This is a genomic window from Paraburkholderia sp. FW306-2-2C-D06C, assembly GCF_058781505.1.
Genome location: NZ_JBYSWU010000080.1, coordinates 1 through 20978 on the forward strand (window position 1 = coordinate 1; position 20978 = coordinate 20978).

Annotated in this window: 19 protein-coding genes and 5 pseudogenes; 13 read left to right on the forward strand and 11 right to left on the reverse strand. The window is 59.0% G+C overall.

What is annotated here, in order from left to right:
- The first annotated feature begins 365 nt into the window (after nt 1–365).
- The 5 genes and pseudogenes from AC3WLT_RS35020 to AC3WLT_RS35040 form a co-directional block, all read left to right on the forward strand.
- Nucleotides 366–524, forward strand: coding sequence for a hypothetical protein (locus AC3WLT_RS35020; protein ID WP_492596176.1), 159 nt, complete (start codon nt 366–368; stop codon nt 522–524).
- Between the two features lie 688 nt (nt 525–1212).
- Nucleotides 1213–1907, forward strand: a pseudogene (locus AC3WLT_RS35025) (VIT1/CCC1 transporter family protein).
- Between the two features lie 79 nt (nt 1908–1986).
- Nucleotides 1987–2202, forward strand: a complete 216-nt coding sequence (locus AC3WLT_RS35030; protein ID WP_492596190.1) for an SDR family NAD(P)-dependent oxidoreductase — start codon at nt 1987–1989, stop codon at nt 2200–2202.
- Nucleotides 2203–2528: 326 nt separating this feature from the next.
- Nucleotides 2529–2846 carry a P-II family nitrogen regulator gene (locus AC3WLT_RS35035; protein ID WP_172170488.1) on the forward strand — a complete coding sequence of 106 codons (318 nt, stop codon included), beginning with the start codon at nt 2529–2531 and terminating at the stop codon, nt 2844–2846.
- A 244-nt stretch (nt 2847–3090) separates the two neighbouring features.
- Nucleotides 3091–3286: pseudogene (locus AC3WLT_RS35040) on the forward strand (four-helix bundle copper-binding protein); the annotation flags it as partial.
- A gap of 144 nt (nt 3287–3430) precedes the next feature.
- Here AC3WLT_RS35040 and AC3WLT_RS35045 read toward each other — a convergent pair.
- Both AC3WLT_RS35045 and hfq (AC3WLT_RS35050) read right to left on the reverse strand, forming a co-directional pair.
- Nucleotides 3431–3634: a cold-shock protein gene (locus AC3WLT_RS35045; RefSeq protein WP_063500533.1), complete on the reverse strand. Its 204-nt coding sequence runs from the start codon at nt 3632–3634 to the stop codon at nt 3431–3433.
- Nucleotides 3635–4022: 388 nt separating this feature from the next.
- On the reverse strand, nt 4023–4433 hold the full coding sequence (hfq, locus tag AC3WLT_RS35050; RefSeq protein ID WP_492596177.1) for an RNA chaperone Hfq: 411 nt from the start codon (nt 4431–4433) through the stop codon (nt 4023–4025).
- A gap of 178 nt (nt 4434–4611) precedes the next feature.
- Here hfq (AC3WLT_RS35050) and hfq (AC3WLT_RS35055) point away from each other — a divergent pair, with 178 nt between their 5' ends.
- Nucleotides 4612–4878, forward strand: a complete 267-nt coding sequence (gene hfq, locus AC3WLT_RS35055) for an RNA chaperone Hfq (RefSeq protein WP_492596178.1) — start codon at nt 4612–4614, stop codon at nt 4876–4878.
- 375 nt (nt 4879–5253) lie between these two features.
- Nucleotides 5254–5402, forward strand: a pseudogene (locus AC3WLT_RS35060) (IS21 family transposase); the annotation flags it as partial.
- Between the two features lie 6 nt (nt 5403–5408).
- Here AC3WLT_RS35060 and AC3WLT_RS35065 read toward each other — a convergent pair.
- The 4 genes from AC3WLT_RS35065 to AC3WLT_RS35080 form a co-directional block, all read right to left on the reverse strand.
- Nucleotides 5409–6425 (reverse strand): DnaJ C-terminal domain-containing protein, encoded by a 1017-nt coding sequence (locus tag AC3WLT_RS35065; protein WP_492596179.1) that lies wholly within the window; start codon nt 6423–6425, stop codon nt 5409–5411.
- A 229-nt stretch (nt 6426–6654) separates the two neighbouring features.
- Complete coding sequence (locus AC3WLT_RS35070; protein ID WP_492596180.1) at nt 6655–6888, reverse strand: hypothetical protein; 234 nt, start codon at nt 6886–6888, stop codon at nt 6655–6657.
- A 153-nt stretch (nt 6889–7041) separates the two neighbouring features.
- A complete protein-coding gene (locus AC3WLT_RS35075; RefSeq protein ID WP_492596181.1) occupies nt 7042–7290 on the reverse strand; it encodes a hypothetical protein in 249 nt (82 codons plus the stop codon).
- Between the two features lie 711 nt (nt 7291–8001).
- Nucleotides 8002–8577, reverse strand: coding sequence for a phasin family protein (locus tag AC3WLT_RS35080; RefSeq protein ID WP_492596182.1), 576 nt, complete (start codon nt 8575–8577; stop codon nt 8002–8004).
- A gap of 822 nt (nt 8578–9399) precedes the next feature.
- Here AC3WLT_RS35080 and AC3WLT_RS35085 point away from each other — a divergent pair.
- A pseudogene (locus AC3WLT_RS35085) lies at nt 9400–10141 on the forward strand (3-ketoacyl-ACP reductase).
- Between the two features lie 1112 nt (nt 10142–11253).
- On the opposite strand, the gene AC3WLT_RS35090 reads toward AC3WLT_RS35085, so the two are convergent.
- On the reverse strand, nt 11254–12555 hold the full coding sequence (locus AC3WLT_RS35090; protein ID WP_492596183.1) for a tryptophan leader peptide: 1302 nt from the start codon (nt 12553–12555) through the stop codon (nt 11254–11256).
- Nucleotides 12556–12745: 190 nt separating this feature from the next.
- Between AC3WLT_RS35090 and AC3WLT_RS35095 the strand changes: the two are divergent.
- From AC3WLT_RS35095 to AC3WLT_RS35110, 4 genes and pseudogenes are all read left to right on the forward strand, one after another.
- Nucleotides 12746–13204: pseudogene (locus AC3WLT_RS35095) on the forward strand (translesion DNA synthesis-associated protein ImuA); the annotation flags it as partial.
- 225 nt (nt 13205–13429) lie between these two features.
- Nucleotides 13430–13774, forward strand: a complete 345-nt coding sequence (locus AC3WLT_RS35100; RefSeq protein ID WP_492596184.1) for a hypothetical protein — start codon at nt 13430–13432, stop codon at nt 13772–13774.
- 29 nt (nt 13775–13803) lie between these two features.
- Nucleotides 13804–14025 carry a hypothetical protein gene (locus tag AC3WLT_RS35105; RefSeq protein ID WP_492596185.1) on the forward strand — a complete coding sequence of 74 codons (222 nt, stop codon included), beginning with the start codon at nt 13804–13806 and terminating at the stop codon, nt 14023–14025.
- Nucleotides 14026–14412: 387 nt separating this feature from the next.
- Complete coding sequence (locus tag AC3WLT_RS35110; protein WP_492596186.1) at nt 14413–15030, forward strand: rhomboid family intramembrane serine protease; 618 nt, start codon at nt 14413–14415, stop codon at nt 15028–15030.
- A 169-nt stretch (nt 15031–15199) separates the two neighbouring features.
- On the opposite strand, the gene AC3WLT_RS35115 is transcribed toward AC3WLT_RS35110, so the two are convergent.
- The 4 genes from AC3WLT_RS35115 to AC3WLT_RS35130 all read right to left on the reverse strand — a co-directional run bounded on the left by AC3WLT_RS35115 (nt 15200) and on the right by AC3WLT_RS35130 (nt 19724).
- A complete protein-coding gene (locus AC3WLT_RS35115; protein WP_492596187.1) occupies nt 15200–15658 on the reverse strand; it encodes an HU family DNA-binding protein in 459 nt (152 codons plus the stop codon).
- A gap of 2801 nt (nt 15659–18459) precedes the next feature.
- On the reverse strand, nt 18460–18663 hold the full coding sequence (locus AC3WLT_RS35120; RefSeq protein ID WP_154560554.1) for a cold-shock protein: 204 nt from the start codon (nt 18661–18663) through the stop codon (nt 18460–18462).
- Between the two features lie 315 nt (nt 18664–18978).
- The gene (locus tag AC3WLT_RS35125; RefSeq protein WP_492596188.1) at nt 18979–19188 is read right to left on the reverse strand and encodes a hypothetical protein; all 210 of its coding nucleotides are present in this window, start codon (nt 19186–19188) and stop codon (nt 18979–18981) included.
- A 308-nt stretch (nt 19189–19496) separates the two neighbouring features.
- The gene (locus AC3WLT_RS35130) at nt 19497–19724 is read right to left on the reverse strand and encodes a hypothetical protein (RefSeq protein ID WP_492596189.1); all 228 of its coding nucleotides are present in this window, start codon (nt 19722–19724) and stop codon (nt 19497–19499) included.
- Nucleotides 19725–20119: 395 nt separating this feature from the next.
- Here AC3WLT_RS35130 and AC3WLT_RS35135 point away from each other — a divergent pair, with 395 nt between their 5' ends.
- Nucleotides 20120–20677: a Uma2 family endonuclease gene (locus tag AC3WLT_RS35135; RefSeq protein WP_492578469.1), complete on the forward strand. Its 558-nt coding sequence runs from the start codon at nt 20120–20122 to the stop codon at nt 20675–20677.
- The last annotated feature ends 301 nt before the right edge of the window (nt 20678–20978 follow it).

Below are 20978 nucleotides of genomic sequence, written 5' to 3' on the forward strand. Positions count from 1 at the left end.
GCTCTGGCAGCAATGCTAACCCGCGTCTGATTCCTCACGGCAGGCCAGCCTTTGCCTCACGGGAGTCATAGTGTCTAACCCGTCTCCTGGAAAAATGAATCGTCGCCTCCTATGTGTTGATGGCGCTCCAGGGCGAGTTTATTTGGCCTTTGGGTTCGTCGCAACGCGGTCACTATGGCGGGCTCTGACCACCCGGGCAGGGGACGCGCTACGCCACTCGGGAGCGACGACCCGAAACCGGCCTCGGTGTCGGCGGGTTTTTTGCCGAGCGTCCACAGGGTACGTTGCTTTCGCTCCTTGATTCTCGCCAGCACGCCACCTATTGTGGAAAGTGCCATAACGGCACAAGACATAAGGAGTACATCATGCCGTCGCCCAAAAAGGCCTCGCCTGCTCACGGGGCTGAAGCCGAGATGTCGAGCAAGAAGAAGGTAGCCTCGCCGGCGAAGGCCGCCGGCAAGGCGCAGGGCGAGAAAAGCCCCCAAATGACCAAGCAGCGCCCCAAGAACAAGTCGAAAGCCTGAAACGGAAACGCCCCAGAAACGGGGCGTTTCAATTTGCTGTCAAAGTCCATGAGCTCGACGTGCAACATAGACTGCACATGCTGCTGCCGGCAGCATAAGGAAGCGTTGCTGGACCAGCATCACGGTCAATGGATGGCACCCTCGGTGCTTGACCGTTACATCGGGCATCACATAGTTGCAGGGAGGCGAGGAAAGCATCTTCTCGTGGAAAGGAGGCGAACCCACGATGCTGGGTCTCGACTAACCGACGAGTGATGCGAATTCCTGAAAGAGAACGACTCCTTGTCGGCATAAGCGTCGACGGTCACGTCGCATTCACGCCCCCAAATCGGTAGCCCTCAAACTCGGTGATGGACAAAACCGCGACCAGGAAGGCGCTGCCAGAAGAACCTGGCGGCGAAGAAGGCTGTGGCGGTTTCGGACACGCGAAGAAATTCGCGGCTGGAAAAATATGACCGACCACCGACGCCATCAAGTGATTAGCGACAGGTCCCGCCGCGAGCCAAAGCTGCAGCGCGAATCGCCAGATTCGTTGGCGCGGGCAGCGCATCCCTCGGGCGGCGCCCCATAAGCCTGCGAGCTGGCTAATTGCTGGCTCTCCGATGTCGCTACCGTAGCGACACAATCAGGCTGCTCCTGCGTCCACCGCCATGAGATAGTGCATCAACGTTTCTAATGCGGAGGAATTATGCCAGGGCGACGTAAGGAACAGCATCGTCTTGAAACCATTGCTGGTTGCGTGCTGCGGTTCTCGGAGCCAATGATGGCATCGTATCGACTGCCAGCCTCGTTACCGGCGTGGCATCAGCACACGCTGCTCACAGTAGCATTGTGCTCACGGCAGTGGCCGGGCTGGTAGCCGGGGCCATGTCGATGGCGACTGGAGAATACGTATCTGTCTCCTCGCAGGCAGATACCGAGAAGGCAGCTCTGGTCGAAGAGCAGGCCGAACTCGATGCCGACTTTCCGCGCGAGCATCGAGAATTGGCGGCAATCTATGTGCGTCGCGGTCTGGATTTGCCGCTAGCCAAACAGGTCGCCGAAATACTCATGGCCCACGACGCGCTTGGCGCTCACGCACGTGATGAGCTGGGCATTTCGAAAGTGACGTCCGCCCGACCTTTGCAAGCAGCATTGGCTTCTGCCTGCAGCTTTTCGGTGGGCGCAGCCTTGCCGGCTATCGTTGCCGCCCTGGCGCCCGAACCGGTGCTGGTTCCACTTATAGTCTTCTCTGCCTTGGTTTCGCTAGCCTTTCTGGGCGGCTTGGCCGCAAATGCGGGCGGAGCGAAAGTCGGCGCAGGCGTCATCCGCGTGGTCTTCTGGAGTGCCCTGGCAATGGACGTGTCATCAGGTGTTGGCGCTCTGTTTGGCGCAGTAGCATGAGGCGCCGCGCTCGCATCGTGTCGGCTCGGGCGCCCAACCAACATCTCACGGGCCATCCAAGGCACGCGGGCAAAGAAATCTGGCGGATGGAGCGAACGCCGAGCGAGTTTTCCGCTGCGAACACGGCGACGCCGGCGCGTCTAGCTATTGCGCGACGAAATTTGCCGTAGAAGGCATCACCGAGTGCTTGGCCATCGAGGTCGCCCCGTTGGGGATTCATGTGACGGTAGTGGGGCCAGGATACTTCAGCACTGAGTATCTCAGCGGCATTCCGTCAAGTAAGCGAAAAAAGTAATCGACGCATATGCTGCGACGGCGCGGGCTACGCGTGAAGCAACGGTCGCTGTCAATGGAAAAGAGGCCAACGACCCGAAGAAGCTGGCGCAGGCACTTAGCACGCTCGCCAATGCCGATACGCCGCCGTTGCGCTTGCAATGCTTTGAAGACCGGATTGCAGTAACTTGCCCGGTTCCCCAAGGTATGGCAGAGATACACTATCAGATGATACAAGACGGAGTTCGAGATGCAGGGAAGATTAAGGCAGTAGTTGATGCAAGATGGGCGCCGAAGGGGTAGCAGCACATGACGTCCTTCCATCAAGGAGTCAACGAGGAGCAAGACATGGAACTTAAATGTGTTGTGGCGGTTGTCCGGCCGGACGTTCTGCAAACTCTGGAAAAGAGGCTCGGCGCTATTGATATCCACGGCATAACCGTCAGCAAGGTAAAAGGGTTCGGCGCGCATCCAAACCTGTTTGCCGATGATTGGACGACCGAACACCTCAAAATCGAAATTTTCGCCCAGGCATCGGACGTTGAAACCCTCGTAAGAGCAATCATGGATATCGCGCGCGTCGGGCCGGCCGGAGACGGCATAGTCGCGATTATTCCCGTCGAAAGGTTTTTCCGCGTCCGCACGCAGTCAGAGGCAATACCTTGACCTGATGGCTCACGCCGATGGTCCTGAGTGCGGTCGCCCCGGCTCTGGCACGGGAGGCCGAAAAGGACAACGGTGCAGACTGGGTCCGTGCGTTGCTCGGTGAAATGAGCCGGTCTTGTCGCCGGCCATTCCAGCGGAGCTTTAAATGGCACACGAACAGCATCAACCTTGCATCTCGGCCTTCGACGCATGAGCGACGGCTTGCGACCACTGCGTCGCTTCCCGTTTGTGAGAGGAACATGCGACCGAAATGGCCGAACGCATAAAACTCGATGTCGATTGCGCGGCGGTCTGCCGCCTTGCATCCGGAGGCATGGTATGCAGCCGCCGCCACGCGACGGCTATCGGTGCCTTGTGCGCGCAGGTGTGCTGCGTGCGCCGCAGAATGCAAGGAGCACCAGGAGGAGCATTGCAAACGCTGTACGGGAGCGTGTCGCAAGTGTGCCCGCGAATGGCTAGCAAAACCGCAAAGCCCGGCGGCAGAAAAACTCTGTCAGTCGGCAATGCTCACATGGCTATGTGCCGTCGAGAAAGCACAATGCCCGGCGAACCGGGCACTTGCGTTGCAAAAGAAGAGCTGCCTCTTAGGCCGGCGTGATGTTTGCAGCCTGCTTGCCCTTCGGGCCTTGCTTCACTTCGAAGCTCACCTTCTGGTTTTCCTGGAGGGATTTGAAGCCGTTTCCCTGGATTTCAGAAAAATGCGCGAACAGGTCTTCGCCGCCGCCGTCCGGCGTGATGAAGCCAAAGCCCTTTGCATCGTTGAACCACTTCACAGTACCTGTTGCCATTTTCCTGAATTTTCCAAAAAGTTTTGTCTTGTTGTCACATTCAGCGGAACGGCAGAACGTGACGGTTTCTTTGTACCATGGGGAAATGACAGCCGACAACCAGGGGCGCTACCCGTTGCTTCCGAAAATGTCGAGACCGCAGCGCGAGACCGAAAACAGGTCACCCCCGCGACTTTAACCGTCTGTGCGAGAGCCCAAGGTCAGTGACGACTACTTCCAGTCGGGTGGTCCGGTCTCTCGGCTCGGCGGAACGAGGCGTGCCCCTTTGACGCGCCGGAGTTACCGTTTCGAAGAGTACGGATTGAGAGCGCCTTTCTGAACTTCTCGGCGTGGACGTCGCGTGGCTATGCGCAAGTGAAGGCTAGGCCACAGCATGTCATGGCAGTTCTCATCGGACACGGCCTCGCATGTTGTTTGACTTGTCACCACTCACCGGCACCTCGGTCGGCTCACGTGCCGGGCTCTTGCCATTGACCGGCATCACGGTCGAAATGGCATGTTTGAAAACAAGTTGCACGCCTGGACCAGACTCCAGCAGAACTGCAAACTGGTCAAAGCCGGCCAGTTGACCACTCAGTCTGATGCCGTTCACGAGGAACACGTTTACGGTGGTCTTGTCCTTTACGAGCGTCTGCAGAAAGTCGTCTTGTACGCATGGCTGCGCATCTGGTCGGCAGGGAACTCTCGTGTTGAAGTTTCTTATTGGGTCCGCCTCATCTTCTGAGGCAACCCAGACTGCGCTTAGCCTGCCACTACGAGCGGGATTTTTTTGGCCGTGCGTGATATTAGGACACGACAAGAACCAACTTTGGTTATTGTGCCGGTCCGTCCGAATTCACGAGCAGGTTATCCAGTGTGAAACCGGAGAGCCCGTGCCGGAGGGCTGCTAGCGGCCGACATCGTCAAAAACACCTCACTCTTTCACTGAAGGTGTAAGCGTACAATGTCCCGGAGCACGACCGGCGGCGGAGAACAACATGTCAAATCAAGCCTCAGTTCAAGACGAATTCCTGCAGACACTGCTCAAGGGAAAGACCCCGGCAAGCGTTTACCTGATTAACGGAATCAGACTGAGCGGCCAGGTCGCGTCGTTCGACTCATACGTAGTTCTCCTGGAGTCCCCGTCCGGCCACCAGATGGTATACAAGCACGCAATCTCTACGGTGATGCCCAGCACAGGGGAGCGGGCGCCACGGTCGCTTCCCAATGCGGAAGACAATCGGGCGAGAACCTCGCGCGAGTAGTGCACGGGTGCTACGCGTAAGTGTGGTCCCTCGTTAAGCGAGTGAGGCACGCCCCAGGTATCCGACGCACGCTATTCCGGAGCAACAGCCCATCGCGACACGGCATCCGCCTCAAGGGGGAGCCCGACAAGCTCGATGGGTTCGCCGGCCGCCTCCGATTGCAAATTTAGCGGCTTCAATGGATGTGTGCTTGGCGGTCACCGCGCTTGAGGCGATGGACGGTTAGCGAATTTTCGCACGGGGGCCCACGACCGACAGCGTGTGCCAGCGTCCGGGGCTGGCAGGGGATAGTCGTCCAGCTTCAGATGCTTGTGGCACATGTGCCCGTGTTGTCCATGACCTTGCCAAGAAAATGTCGGAATAAGTGTCGCAGGGCGTGGCGGGTATACGGGCGGCATCGGCCACCTCAAAACGTTTCTGGCGCCGCACAAGCACGCCGAGGCTGCGGTGCGGTTCGAAACCGCACTGGGCAATCAAACGCCCACGACTTCACGGTCATTCAACGCGGACGCGCGCCGCCGCTGGAACCCTCACTTAGCGGCAGCCGCGTTGAACATTGCCCGCAGTATTTCTTTGTGCTCGGACCTTAACTGGTGAGCACTGGCAGGCAAATCGATGACGACCTTGAATTTGAGGTCACCGTTCTCTCCGGTCTTCGAATTCTTCAACCCCGCCTTTTCCATCGTGACGATTTTCCCTGCTCGGGTCATTGGCGGCACGGCGACCTTGACCTGCGTGCCGAATAACTCGACCGGGACCGAGCCGCCCAGCATGGCTGTGACAAAGTCCACCGTAAGGTCCCGGGTCAGGGTAAGGCCGTGCAACTCGTAGGTGCGATGCGCCTGAATCTTGATGCGACAGAAAGCCGAACCCGGCGCACCCCCGTTCAGACCAGGGCCTCCAGCGCCCTTAACACGCAGAACCGTGCCTTCGGCGACACCGGGCGGGACAGTCACCCTTATCGTCTTCTCAGTCTTGACTACGCCCTTTTCGTTGCAGTTCGGACATCGTGTCTCGTCGACCGCGCCGTAGCCACTGCACGTTCTGCAGTTGCGCCCATGGCCGTTTTTGCCGTCGCCGCCGCATGACGGACACGCGAAACGACCGGCGAGCTTGCCGTTTCCGTCACAGGTCCCGCACGGCCTCGGCGCACGCATCGTTACGTCCACAGCGCCGCCGAAAATTACCGTTTCGAGCGGGACCGTCATCTTGCATTCGATATCCGCACCTTGGACCGGCGGCGGTCCACGTCGCCTGTTCCATTGCGCCCGGACGGCCTCGTCAAAGGACGAGCCTGGCGACGCATTGCCGGATGAGCTAGACCGGCGTGGTGAAATCTGGAGGTCGTAAAGCTCTCGCTTGCGCGGGTCGCTCAGCACGTCGTACGCGCTCCTGATTTGCTGGAACCGCGTTTTGGCGTCGTGCGGGTTGGCCGGGTTGCGGTCCGGGTGCCAGCGCATCGCCAATCGGCGGTACGCCTTCACGATATCGTCGGCAGACGCGGTGCTCGCAACGCCAAGCGTCTGATAATGCGTGTCTGAGTTCAACGTTTAACTGCCAGTAACGGTCCCGCAGAGTATGCCGGCGCAATTGAATGTCCATTGTACTGAATGTCACTGGCGGTTCGGGAAATCGCCCCTGGGAACGCGACGCGCTCGTCAGCCGTTGGCTCGCCGGCGCGCCGTTCCAGGGTGGGGCCAGGTCGGGCTTAGTGGGCGGTGGAACGACCGGTGCTGGTCCAGGGGCCCCGAGTTGTAGCGTACTTCACGGATTGGGCTACTCCCCAAGCAACTCAGCACCATGCGCACGAATCGCTGCAATCAGCTCTGCGGCAGTAATCTCGTAGCGTATTTCGCGATGAATGCCGGGCTTCCGTTGGTCGACGTCGATGAGCAGGACGGCCTTGCCGTCTGCCGCCGCTTCCAGTCGCAAGACGCGCACGTCTTGGCCGGTCGTGTCGTCTCGCTCAGTCATCAGAATCATCGTGCCTGTCGCACCGTTGATACGCATGAAACATCTCCCATTGCTTGCATTTCATCGGGGTTCGATTGCCCGGCCGAACATCCGTCGCGGCGTCGGCTGCACCCACCGGCCAAGTTGAGCTACGAAGCTGCCTGCGGCGGGACGTCGCAAACAGCGGATGAACCGGTGACGAGCTGCATGCTATAGATGCGTCGCTGTCGGATTTTCGCCTGACGTGCGGGACATGAGGATGTCAAACGCTTCGCGCGCGTCTTTCAGTTCTTGCATCGCGACTTCGAACGCCACGAGCTCCAGCGTCGACGGCTGTCCGTCTCCATCCGAAGCAAAGCGCGGTTGAAGAGCGGCCAGCGCAGCTTGAACTGCCCGAGCAGCATTCACCACTCGTTCCAGCGCAAGTGCTTCATCAGTTGGCTTCCTTACTGTGGGCATACGGCTCCTTGCGACAAAGCAGCGCTACCGAAGGCGCCATTCCGGCCGTGCAAAACTCCAGCGACGAGAAAACGCATACCTGTATAAACACCCGGTAGTATGAGCGCCGTTGCGGCTCGGCGCAGCCGCTCGGTCCGGGCGGAGCGAGCGGCGACGTCTAACCCAATCACACACTTGTGTAAGCACGTATTGTTAGCTCCTGCTCTCAGGCGGGAACACGCGCCAGGTACCGTCATCGTGCCGGAAGAAAAAAAGCGCAACCGGGCCTTCGGGTCGCAGTGCCTCAACGCATACATAACGTCTCCCGTTCGAGGCTGTGCGACCGAATCGGGTTACCCGAACTGGTGTCGCGGAAGTTGGCGTCAGCCATCTTTCAACCAGTGAACGCAAGGACTTTTCTGCGGTGGTCATCCGCTTCTCCTTCAACCTCGCTCCCGTTGGTTCGGTCGTGCCCCATTGGACTTGGCACGACGAAGTTTCGGCCACAAGGAGTCTGGTCAATTCGCATGATTGACAGTGGACGCAACCCAACGAAGCAACGGTGGCTACCCGCGCAACCATGCCTGCGGATTTCTGGCTCAGGCCACTGCCCCATGACGGGGTCCGAGGCGCGCTGGACGCCGCTGTGCTTCAAAAGGCCACGCGCAAAAAAAAAGCGAGCAGAGGCTCGCTTGAAGAATTAGACGGCGGTGGCCGACGTCAAAAACACTATTACTTCTCAACGGCGGCGACTGGTACGACGGCGTGTCGAGTCCGCTTAGCCGAGGCCGACGACGCAGCGCTAACATTGCTTTCGGCAATCTCCACCGCTTGCTTCGTAGCGTTTTTGGCAGCTTCATACGTCGTGCTGGCCGTTTCGCTGGCCGTCGTGATGAATGTCTTCCATGCTGCCACGGCGGTTTCGCTTCCGGCCGGTGCGTTCTTCGCGAGCTTGTCGACGAACTCTTGCGTCTCCCGATAGTGCTGCTGGAGCTGCGCTTCAGCCGCCGCCGCGAATTCACCTTGCGTGCTGGAGATGATTTCGTACACGTTACGGCCGTACGACTGCGCTTTGTCTGTCACGGACTGCGTATAGCTGGCCTGCAGAGCGAACAGCTCCTGTGGGCCTTTGGCCGAAAGCGCCTTGGTCGCGATTTCCTGATTTTCGGCGAGCGTCGATTTGACCACTTGCAGGTTCAGCGCAACCAGCTTTTCGATGCCTTCGAAAGCTTTGGTCAGGAGACCAGATATCGTTTCGAAACCGACCTTCTGCGCAGCGACCAATTGTTCAGGGGTGAGACCGCTCATCACTAACTCCATAGGGGTTGAAGTGGCGAATCTCCGGAACACCGCCGGACGGAATCACGAACGACGCGCCACAGAGTAGGAAGCGTTGTTGCGATGCAGCAGAACCCATTCTAGGGCCGGGCGCGCGAATGTCAATTGCTTGTGGCGTTGCGGCGATACGCGGCGTGTGCGAGAGACGCTGAATGCCCCGCTGATGTTGACGCACAGCCGTACTCCAGGGAAAACCCGGTCAACGCTTAGGCCTTGCTTGGAGGCCGCACATGAACGTTTACTTGGGCGTGTGCAACGCCGCAAAAAGGGTTGCAGTCAACCGGCCGAAGCCGTTGTGGCGCGCTGTCGAACTCACCAAGGGGCGCATCCAGCGGACCGCCCGACCTATACCTACGCGGCAGCCCATCACCCAAAAGCTGCGAGGTACTCACTCACTGAAGGCTCGGCACGCGTAACGACAGGCGCTGCGTGAATAAAAAGCAACCGGCGCAACTGAAAGCACATGGCATTGGGCGACCATGCCATCAGACGAACGGGAGCCACTGTCGTCGTATTGGCGCTTAAGCGAATACACAAAGGATTACATATTAAAAAGCATCGGATGCGCCGAGAAGATGCAGCCTGACGCGAGGGAGTATGCAGGACGCATTGACGCTTTTTTCGCGAGACGAATTGTTCTCTGCATGAAAGAATAGTGCAATACAGGACCCGGGCGAATCGGTCCAATGGCCTGACCTGCAATTCATGAGCGGGACCGCCACGTCAATCGTTGACGCTTCACTTTAGAGCATTTTGTTCCATGAACGTAGCACAAAAGAGAGAGGGGGCAGCATGGCAAAGCGAATCGCGTACGTGACCGGCGGCATGGGTGGAATTGGAACAGCAATATGTCAGCGTCTGCATATGGATGGGCTAACCGTCGTGGCCGGATGCGGACCGAATTCGCCACGACGGGAGCGATGGTTAGCCGAGCAGTCAGAGCTTGGATTTTCCTTCACCGCCTCGGAGGGCAACGTCGGGGACTGGGAATCGACGGAGGCCGCCCTCGCGAAGGTGAAGAAAGAGGTCGGTGACGTTGACGTGCTCGTGAACAATGCCGGCATTACGCGGGACGGCGTGTTTCGCAAAATGTCGCGAGAGAACTGGAGCAATGTCATTGACACGAACCTGACGAGCCTTTTCAATGTGACCAAACAGGTCATTGAGGCTATGGTCAGCAAAGAGTGGGGCCGGATAATCAACATCTCGTCCGTGAACGGACAGAAAGGGCAGTTTGGCCAAACCAACTACTCAACTGCCAAGGCGGGCATTCACGGCTTCACGATGTCGCTTGCTCAGGAGGTAGCGACAAAGGGCATCACGGTGAATACGGTTTCCCCCGGGTACATCGGGACGGATATGGTTCGTGCCGTACGTCCCGAAGTATTGGATGCAATCGTCCAGAGCATTCCGGTCCGGCGTCTCGGAGAGGCCACTGAGATTGCATCAATCGTTCTCGTGGCTTGCGAGTGATGAAGCGGCTTTCGCGACCGGAGCAGATTTCTCGCTTAACGGCGGCTTGCACATGGGTTAAGAATCGGCCCGGAGCGCGAAGGGCACGGCCCCAAAGCTCATGGCTCTAGCGCCCGTGACTGCTCCCCACGCGCCCGACCACCGAATTACCGTAGTTTGCGGGCATGGTGTCGGTAAATAGATGCCGCGGTAGCCATTGGTCGAGAGCAGTACGGTCACGCGCCTAACACGCGGGTCGCGATTCTGTGAGCCGGTCGCGCAAGCCAGCCCAAGCGTGATGCGCTCAAGCTATGCGGCGGTCAGGGTGTTGCAGGCAAGGCATGCCGTCTCTTCGGGCCACTCGTCGACATCCGCAAACTAGACCTCGCCGTCGAGGCAGGCGACGAAGGTCACGCCTACGACGCGATAGTTTCCTGTGACGTTGACGTGTCCTGGTTCACGGAAAGGTCATCAAACGCTGCACCTTCGTACCCAAGGGCGCTTGTTGGGACGGTCGCCGCCGTGGGGCGGCGACAGGAATGTGTTTGTCCTACAATACGAAAGGCGGCGCGCCTGGCGTTGCCCGCGACCACAACCTCTGCGCTGGGAAAGGCACTGCCGGATTGAGCGGTGAGGTAATTCGCGCCCCAACGCGATTGGCCTGCCGGCGCAGCGTTAGCCGGTACAGGTTCTAGCAGATTGGCGGTTGTCGATGGAGCAACTCTTTGTTTCCCGCGCTAGCGCCATTGAACGACTTCTCGAGAGAAGGCGGGAACTCACATCCGAAGTTGAATTCAACCCGTCTCTTGCGGTCGCGATTGAGGACGTCGAGCGGCTTCTGCTTCACGTCAGAGCTGGTCGCCTGGATGTGTTTGAGTTCACCGACGGCACGGGAGAGATATCTCGCATTTACATTTTGTAGATGCGGCGCTGGCTGTCCTGGTCGCGCGCCGTCATCGGGATGCCGAAGTCACAAACCGAGGCGGAAAAGAGCTTGAACGTTCCTATCGCCGCACGGCCGGACGGTGGCTTCGCGCCCGGTGTCGCGCGCGTGACTGAGAGAAGCGCAAGAATAGTCGTGATGCGGTAGCTGGGTATGGCTCTGGTTGTGAAAGCGAGGCGCCCTGACGGAGCGCCGGCGCCTCATCGACTCAGGCTGCGTCGGATGCTGAGTCAGCGGGGGACTCAACCGCCTCAGGAATAATCTCCGTCGAGGATGCGCAATTTTTCGTCAATGTCGGGAAGGGCATGGCCCGCCGCGCGGACTTCTGCCACCAGCCTGTGTGCATACGAGCGGCAGTTTTCGAGCGTGCTGTGCAATTGTGGCTCGGTCTGCAGTGCGGCAACCGCTGTTTCAATTTCTGTCGGCGAGTCACTCAAAAGCGCTGCGACCACTTCTTGCGGCGGTATCGGCGAAGCGTGACTGCGTAGCTGGCGCATCCAGTCGGTTGCATATAGTGCAGCATGGCGTTCCCGCTGAACGGTCTCGGCTTTCTCGAGCGCCGCGAGATGGCGGGCATTGTTGTGAAGCGCCGAGCGCCAAACGTCCATGACCTTGCCCCGCAGTTCTGCAATTGCGCCTCCGAGCGACTCGTTTTCGCCCCCGGCCATCAGACGATGGTCTTCAAGCTTGTCCAACCGCTCTCTCAGCCTGTTCAGAAGTGGGTGCCAGTCGGCGGGCAGCTCTGTGAATCCATAAAACTCCCGGGCGAGTTCAGCGAGTTCGTTGCGAATATTAACTAGCGCCTCATAGTCCGCGACACGCGCTTCATAGACGTCGCTTGAGGTGACAACCTGGCGATGTAGGGGAAACAGGGGATTGTTATAGCGCCGCTGCAGATGCCGCTCCATGGCACCCTGCGCCGCGCTCCATTTCCACCGAGGCAGGGTGCGGGCGTCAAAGCCCGGGATAGCCTGTACCATCGGTTTGAAAAGCGGCAGTGCTTCCTCAGTGGCACTGCGAAGGCAACCCGCCAGCTTGATGTCGTTGCCCTCGAAGTCGACACCCGAGCGACCATAGTGAGGCGAGTCGGGGGACTGAAGCAGGAGGCCTGTTGCCAGAAAAAACTCCATTGACAGCGTCACCATCTGGCCACTTTGTAGGAAGCTGCGTTGTTCAATCGGAGTCGCGTCGAATGACTGGATAAGACGATTCTCCAGTTCAATCAGATTGTCAAGAACGTCCCCCGTGGACGGCTGAGTCTCGTCCGCGAGCAGGCAAAACGTGTCGCGAGCCATTCTCGCGGCGACCACCCCATGCTTTTCTGCAAAGACCCAGAACCAGAGGGCGAGCAGATAGCCTTTCGTCGCACTCCGCGCGACGTTCTCAACGTTGGGCGCGAACACTATGTCAGGTGCGTGCCAGTTTGAAAAAGGCGGCGTGTCTGCTTGCATCAGCATACCAAGCAGATGCCGCAACGCCTCATAGGTGTCGGTTGGCCGTTCGGACGCACCGGGAGCAGGCGAGCTTGTCTTGTTCCAGAACTTCCAGTCCACGATTTCCTCGACGGTGCAATACACGCTTTTTTCGGGGCACGATTACCGCCCAGATAGCAAATTCTGAGGTCTCGCCAATCATGGCGTCTTGCGCACTCGAAGGCAAGGTCTGCCTGACGATTCGCCGCGCTTGGAGGTCGCCGCTTCTTGGGTCGTCCTCATCCGCTCGAGTATCCGACTTTGTCCGCAGGAGGTCAGGCTCCTTCAGCCCGCGCTTAGCGCGGTTGGCAAGCGGCCCATCGCGTTTTTGCAGCCACCGCATGCGCCAGATGGCCTCGGACAGCACCACATCGGTCTTTCCCTTGAGCAGGTAATGCTCGTAAAGGCGCAGAAGACTGCCGACTCTTTATGGTCAGCCGAACAAATCCTGCGAGCAGGCAGTTGCGCTGCGCTGATTTATTGGACGCAGCATGTTCAGGCTTCCTCGCTGCGCCGTTTGCATCTTGCCGCGCAGTCGTCCGAAACCCTGTTCGTCGTGGTAAGGCCGCTGGCTGCAGCGCAAGATTCGTCGCTCGCACTGCTGCGACCGGCATCCGATGGCCTGATTGTCGAAATCGTAAAGCGACGAGGCCCGACACTCGCCGAGCCTTTGTCCATTGCACTGCAACCAACTCGCGTTTTGCTTTCAAACCGGAGGCGCGCAGTGTGAAGCCCGTTCGTGGATGTTGCCGGGGACGCGCGAAGTGTTGAACCGGCGCGCGCGTGAGTAGTCCTAGACTCTCTCATACAATGCACCAATGGCTTGCAATAGATGGGGTCGAACCACGGTCAACGATTCGTCGACGAGAAATTTCAAATTTGCACTTGCGTTGATTCTCGTGGCTGCGCCCACATCTGCTGGAGCTGAGTATCGACCGTAGGCAGGCAGATAAGCATGGCGAAACCCGAATTCATTGAGCCAGATAGTGCACGTCCCGAGTTGTTGTGCTTTCTTGTCGCGATTGCAGCGGCATCATATGCGTTGACTAACGATTGGCGCGTGGACCACGTCGTCGATTGCTGCCGTTCGCGGCTAAAAAAGGACCGGCTCAAGATGCACTGGCTCGACCGGGTTCGTCTCGGTCAGCTTGCCCTCAAGATTGCCAGCAGTGACCTGCTGGAGGCCGGAGTCGCGGTTCGGCTGTCCAGCGTGCAGGCACTGTTTACCAGTGAAATGGAACTCAACGGTTCGAGCACGATGGTGCAGCGGATGATGGTGCTTTGTCACGACGCGCTGTGAGGACAGTGGGCGAGCCACCGGAGTGAGGTATGTGCTGCTCGGCTCAAATCGAAACGGACTATCGCAAGTACGTGAAATCTTTCGGCGCCCACATGGACATGCTTCGCGCGGCAGGGTGGCCGACGCTGCTGATGTTCGACGACGTAACGGTTAATTCGGACAACGCCCGGCCTGCCGGAGTTAAGGCCGCGAGTCTTGATGGTGCAACTCGACACCAGATTTTGGTGATGGCCTTCGAGGCTGACAAATGACAGAACCTCAGGCGTCGTGCGATGGAAGACCTGAGAGCCGCGGCGTAGACATAGCAACATCAAAACGCGTCGCAAACCACCATGCCGCACAACCAGGCCATCGCCAGAGTCGAGAAAATTCCTGGATGTCGACGAGGGCATGCGCACCTTGGTATTCTGCCGGCCACGCGCCGGACGTCGCAAGGGCCGCCTCATGAGCGAGGCGCTTGAGGGCGGCGGAGTTGCGGTAGCCACCGGCATGACCCTGGACAATGTGGCAGCATTCCTGCCGTACTTCACGCACTACCTGGTCGGCACCGGTGTCTCGCGCGACACGCATCATTTCGACGAGACCCAACTCGCCCAGTCCGTGCGCAAGGGTTCACGCTACGCTCGGAGTAACTCGCAATGCCGCAAGACTCGATACGGCTCGCTGGCGCGACTTCCGCCGCGGACTCGCTCCTCGCGCAGCTCAAGGCGCGCGTTCTGCTTCTCGCCGCCTTTGTCGGCTCGATGTGGCTGGTCTTTTTCCTGTCCGCTGCGCTGCCGTTCCCGCATCTGAAACAGCACGGCGTGGTGCCGCGCACGCTTAGCGGGCTGCAGGGCATCCTGTTTGCCCCGTGGCTGCACGCAAGCCTCGTGCACCTGATAGCCAACACGGGCGGCCTGCTCGTCCTTGGCTGGCTGTGCATGTGGCCGCGCATCGCGAACTTCTGGCAGGCGACAATCGGTGCGATGCTGGGCGCGGGCCTGTGCGCCTGGCTGGTCGGTGCGCCCTACACGGTGCACATCGGCGCTAGCGGGCTGGTGTTCGGCTACGCTGGCTACCTGGTCGCACGGGGCTACTACACGCGGCACATTCTCGCGATGCTGGTGGCGCTGTTCGTCGCGGGCAGCTACGGGCTGACCATGCTCTTCGGCCTGATGCCGCTCTACCCTGGCGTGTCGTGGCAGAGCCATCTCGGTGGCGCGCTGGGTGGCATCCTTGCCGCGCGCGCAGCGGCCCGCAGTGCACGACTTTCATGACGCAGGAATCCCGGTCGCATTCACACATTGGGCGCACCCCGGTGCTCGGCTGTATCGCCCAGCTCATCTTGAGTAGTCAGATTAAATGAAGGCCCGTGTGTCTCACGTATAGAAGCAAAAAAGCCCCTCAGACTTCCGTCGCGAGGGGCTTCTTTTCCAGCGGCTCGGTTTAGAGAGCGGCGTCCTTCAGCTTCTTCAGCGGGCGCACTTTCAGACGCACCGAAGCGGGCTTTGCGGCAAACCACTTGTCTTCGCCCGTGAACGGGTCCTTGCCGAAGCGCTTCTTCTTTGCCGGCACGTCCTGAGCAACAACCTTCAGCAGACCGGGCAGCGTGAACTCCTTCGCGCCCTTCTTGTGGACCGACGCGAGCACCGTTTCTTCCAGTGCGGCCATCAAAGCCTTCGCGGCTTTCGGCTCGACGCCTGCGCGCTCGGCAAGGTGGGTGGCGAGCGAAGCCTTCGTGAACGAATCCTTGATGGGCTTCAGCGGGGCGGCAGCGACCGCCTTCTTCGTGACAGAGGCCGCAGCCTTCTTCACCGGGGACGCCTTCGCCTTTTTCTCGACCGGAGTCACCGCTTTCTTCGGCGCCGGCTTTGCTGCGGCTTTCGTTGCACTCGTTGTTGCCATAGATTCCTCGTCATTGGTCAAAGGTTGGCCCGAGACCTTTGCCTTTGCGTAGTCACCGACAATACGCAAAGGTCTAAATCCTCAGGCTGGCGCTAGCGTAGCAACACGGATGTGAATCTGCAACGGGCGAGGCCCTAAAACAAGGGGTTTGGCGCCGAAGTGAGGCAAAAACAATGACCTGTACCCCTCCGAAGAAGGCTGCGCCCACGTAAACGGCTATGAGAAAGGGTTTGAAGCAAGGGCAAGAGGAGCAAACCTCTCGCGCAAGTCCAGCTTCGGGTGTCTGGGAGCGCGCCGAGGGCAGCAAAGCAAGGCATTCCCGCTTGGTCGACCGCACCTAACTCCAACTTAAGATTGACAAAAGGCCCGATGTTGGTCAGCGATACCGACTCGACATAGCGCGCGACTTCCTCGTACGCATCCAGACCTTCGCCCTTATTCGTTGCCACTGGTGCGCTCTCGGTATGCCCGGCTTGTTCTCGCCTCAGAACGGACTCAGACTGAGCTCGTTCCCGCGCGCCCGGGCTGTCGCGCTGCTGGCGTGACAAGGCTTCCAGTTTTGCCGCGAGGTACGGCTCCGTCTCCTCGAGCATTCGTAGTCGTAACGGACCCGACGCAGCGAGAACGTGCTGCACTGCCTTCTGGCGCTCAAGTACAAGTGCTTCTCGATTTAGGCCGCGCAGCTTGATGGTAGTCTTCCCTCTATCGGTTAGTCCGAAGACAAGTCCGTCTTCGGCGAAGAGAAGGTGCGAACTAGGGTCGTCGGCACACGGGCCGATGAGAAGGGGCGTCTCCGCCTGGACTTGATTGGCGTTCGCGTCAGGAGGGGCCCGATTTCCCACAACTGGAAAGTAATCACGTTTGTTTCTATTACAGATGGCGCATGCGTAGTAGAGATTGCGCCATTCAAACGCCACGCGCCAATAATGAGTCGGAAGGTAGCTTCCTCGGCTCTCGGAGACGCCACGTCGCGGACGGAAAAAATCGACCACACCATATCTGCCCGGGAGGCGCCGCTGCTCGAAGGTTGGGTGTTATTTCCCTTTGCGGAGGTCCAAATCGCGAAGTTCCTCGAGCGTGCGAACAACCACTTCTGCCTGTTCGCCATTAGTCTCACGGACGCCCTCGATACCCTGGTTAACGAGGAACATTGAGGTTAGCGGAGCGGTGGTCTTTGCTCCGATTTAGAGCGGAACCCTGTTCTGACTCCGTGCTCAAGCCTTTCGCCGCGCATGGCCGCCTCGGCGTGTTGCCCTGTGTGGAGCGGTGACCAGCTACTGATGGAGCGTATGTTTTCTTCAGAAGGCGGATAAGACAGTCTGCCGTACGCACTCGCTTAAGGGCGCGCAACGCGCCCGTGGATTGCTCCGGATTTGCCGCTTCGCGATTGCCCTGTCAATTGCCGGCTTACAGGCCTATAACGTACTTGTAGCACGGGTTTCTATTGGCCAACGGACTTACAACGTCCTGTCCCCAGCGTATCTATTGCGCACCGGCGCACCGTCCTGCCTCGCGCGTTATCAACGTCGCGTCATTCATTGTCCAGATAGTCATCTAGCGGGCTCGGCTTCTCGCGCAATGCGTTCGAAAAGCCGAGATTGGATTCGCTCGCCTGAACGGCGTCAGCATCGACGCTGAATGTCCTTTCGCGGAGCGGAAATCGGAAATCAGCAAGGAGCGGGAAAATGTCTTAGGCAACTTGCGGATGAACCAAGGAGTTGAGATGAATTCAAAACTGATACTGGCGGCGGGCGCTGTCTGCCTGTTCGCAGTCGGCGGAGTGGCACACGCCCAGAGCGCGCCGCAAACGGCGCCACCATCCACACAGTCAGCGATGCAGAAGTCGGAAGCGCCTGCGCAGCCCGGCACTGACACATCGTATGGCGGGGTTCCGGCCACGGGAAGCGCAGCGGCAGGCAGTATGCGCTCGCCGTCCTGCATTCCGAGGACTCCATGCGACATCTTTCACGGCCATTGAGTTGGAGCATCGCCGTCGAGCGTGTCGTCGCGACTTAGCGTCCGACCCGCTCGTCCATCGACGCCGCGTCTCGCGTCTGTCGGAAAGCCGTCGCCTGGGTGTTACTTGAGGTCGTCGTCCGCAATGGGGTTCCTTTGGCCTGACTTTTCTGAAACGGACCTGCGGAGAGAGGGCGACCGAGCAGCCGACCTCTGCCCGAAGTTTGCGTCACGTATCGCTGAAATCTGCGACTTGGTGCATAGTGCAGGCCAGACGCTTGCGGGCATCTCTCTAGGTCGCTAGCTCATTCTCGAATAAAGCCATATGTTGCGTGGGACTCTTTTAACGGAAGGCCTTCGCAGGACCGTAGGCTTCTCGTGACTACGCATCAGGAGTGAAAGGACGTACTCAGAGTTTGAAAGGCCTCGGGCCTTGGCGACCAGCGACGCGTTCGCGCAACGGGCATAGCTGCATGCGTCTACCGGTGGTTGTCGACCCAAGCACGGGCCTCAGCGAGTCCCGCCTGCTGGGCGTCCGCTTCAGTGTCAAAGATTCCGAGGACACAGTCGTGTATCCGGCGCCGGATGAGTCGGCGCGGACGGTAGGCGCCGAGGTGCTGGTCGACGGCTGGCGCGGATTGAACCGCCGATGCCAATCGGGCCAAGCGCGAGCCTTCCGCGGCTTCCCTTTGCGTTTGCGCAAGTTCGAGGCGGCCGAATAATGCACTCGTGGTGTCAGGAATAGTCCGCCAGGTGGCAGCAATGCTCCCATGGCTGAGCGTCGTCGGAAATGGACGATGCCCGGCGAACCGGGCATCGTATGCTGCAGTGATGCAGATTTTCTCTTAGACCGGCGTGATGTTTGCGGCCTGCTTGCCTTTCGGGCCCATCTTCACGTCGAAGCTGACCTTCTGGTTTTCCTGCAATGACTTGAATCCCGCTGCCCTGATTTCCGAGAAGTGGGCAAACAAGTCCGCACCGCCGTCGTCCGGCGTGATAAAGCCGAAGCCTTTCGCGTCGTTGAACCACTTTACTGTGCCTGTTTCCATCATTCAATCCAACAAAGTGTAAAGAGCGCACCGAATTCCGTACGCCTGAATCTTGTACATATTGCAACAGCGGAAGTTACTGCCCGGCGCTCAACCACAGTGTTGAAACCGCTATCCAAGACTCCGACACCGAATTTGTAGCCGATTGCGGAGTACGGGTCAATTCGGGCGGCGGTCTCAAATGTGAGGTGCAACACCTTGTCTCGTATAAAGTGCCGCGATGCAAGAAAAGACGTACTATCAGCACGCCCGATGATTCAGGACTGCGTTCCCGTTGTTTGGTAAGCCGTGTGGGGTTTGTCCAGACGAAGTATGTTACTGCGACTCGAGAGCGTCGAGTCGTGCTTGCGCAATCTCGCCCGGGTGTTCGCAGTGGTACGCGTCGAACAACTGTGAGCACAGCTCAGCAAGTGAAGCGAGGTCCATGGCCTGGTCTGCGTGTTCGACCTCGCCTGCGTTGAGTACGTCATCGAGAACCGGAGCGAGACGGCGCAGTCGCACAAACATGGCGGCGTCTAGTTTCATGTTGGACCTCCTGTGGCCAGACGGCGGAGCACACCCTGAGTCGACCAGCCCCAAAGCGATGTTTCTCCTTCATTTGCCTGGCTCGTTCAATATGCCGGTTGTCGCTGCAACGAATTTCATGATGTCTTTCACCAGGATGCGGGCACACGATGCAGGACCGGCATGGGCCGGCACCGCGCTAGTCCACAAGACCGTGTCCCAATCCTACGCTCTATCAGCTTTCCTGGCGCTAACACGCCGGTTACGGTTCCTGCTGCCTGGCGCGAAGATGTGAACTGGCCTCAGCCAATGCCCTCGCACGCACACTTCTAGTGCAGCCGAGAGCCTGTTTCGGGACCGGGCAGGAGGTAGATTTCCGCCGACAAGCGGCGCGTCTCGTCGCGATGGATGTCGTTCCGCGAGGCCGACTCAGTGGCGGCTTCCTCCGTCGCCAGGTGCATCGTGTTGCGGGTGGCGACCGCCCGGAGCGTCCTGCATTCATGGGCACGCTTGATATCGGACAGCAACCGTACGAGATGTCGCGTCGTGGTTCTCATCTCTTCCTCCTGCCGCAGTGCACAACAGACTTGAGAAACTACTTGAACCTTAGGGTGTGAAGGGCTGCCTCGCAAGCAGATGGACGATTTCACCGCACACGTTCATGAAAATAGCAACAGCACAGCAACACACATGCCCGGACGGGGGCAACCCAGCGGCAGAGGTCACATTTTGGCTTCATCGAGATGTGGCTGACCCATCAGGCAAAGGCGAGCCGGATTCGTCGCCTATCCGAAAACGAACGTGGGTCGGTTCGCCGCAATCCCGCATGAACAAAATAGACTGATGCCGGCGTCGGCCGTGAAAGCCGCTTAAATGTTGCAGCGCACACATGCATAATTGTTAAATCGGGGCGAGAGGGTATACGCTTAAGGACCTTCCCTGCGAGAAGCTCATGGACGTGCCTACTCTCCTGGACTGCAACGGATTGCTGGCGGTATGGCGTCGCCTGACTGCGAGGGCGGAATTTGGTCAGCGGGAACCGTACGAGTTGGACGAGCGCGGTAAGGTGGTGATGAATTCGCTCCCGTCGGCGAGGCGCCAGATAGTGCTCACTGATATTTTCTGTCATGTGACCGAGCAGATTGGCCATCTTGCTGTCATGTCGGTACCCGTCGCCACACCCTCCTTTGGCATCAGGGTCCCGGACGTCGTATGGATGCCATGCGACAAGTGGGAGGGTTTCGACCGCGACGACCCCGTGCCGTTCGTACCCGACCTTTGTGTTGAGGTGCTTCTCGATAGCGACAGAACACAGGACATAGACCGAAGGGTTAAAAGCTATCTGGAAGGCGGTGCCGCCGAAGTCATTGTTGTCGGCCAGCGCGGGCAGGTTGAATTCTGGGGAGCCACTGGCCGGCGACAAGCTTCAATGTTCGGGATAACGCTATCGCTTGACCGCATGTATTTCGAAGAAGGTGATGTGTCCTCCATTTTCAGCGTTCGTTGTTGAGAACGTATCATTCGCATGAGGTCCACACAGGGCGAACGTCACCAGCATTTCAACACGGCGACTCGTTCGCTTGAATACCTAGCGTAACCATCGTTCGACAAAGCCGTAGAGCGGGTGTGAAATTGGCTGCCGGTGGAACCAGCGAACGGGCTGTTCCATTCCAACCTGGCGTGGGCCTTCTTTCCGGCATTCTTTCTTGAACGCTGCTCTGCTGCGGCCTATCTGTAAGCACTCGATGAGTACCGTCACGATTGACGTTGACGCGCGAGAGGCTTGGCTGCTAGCGAACGGGATCGATTTT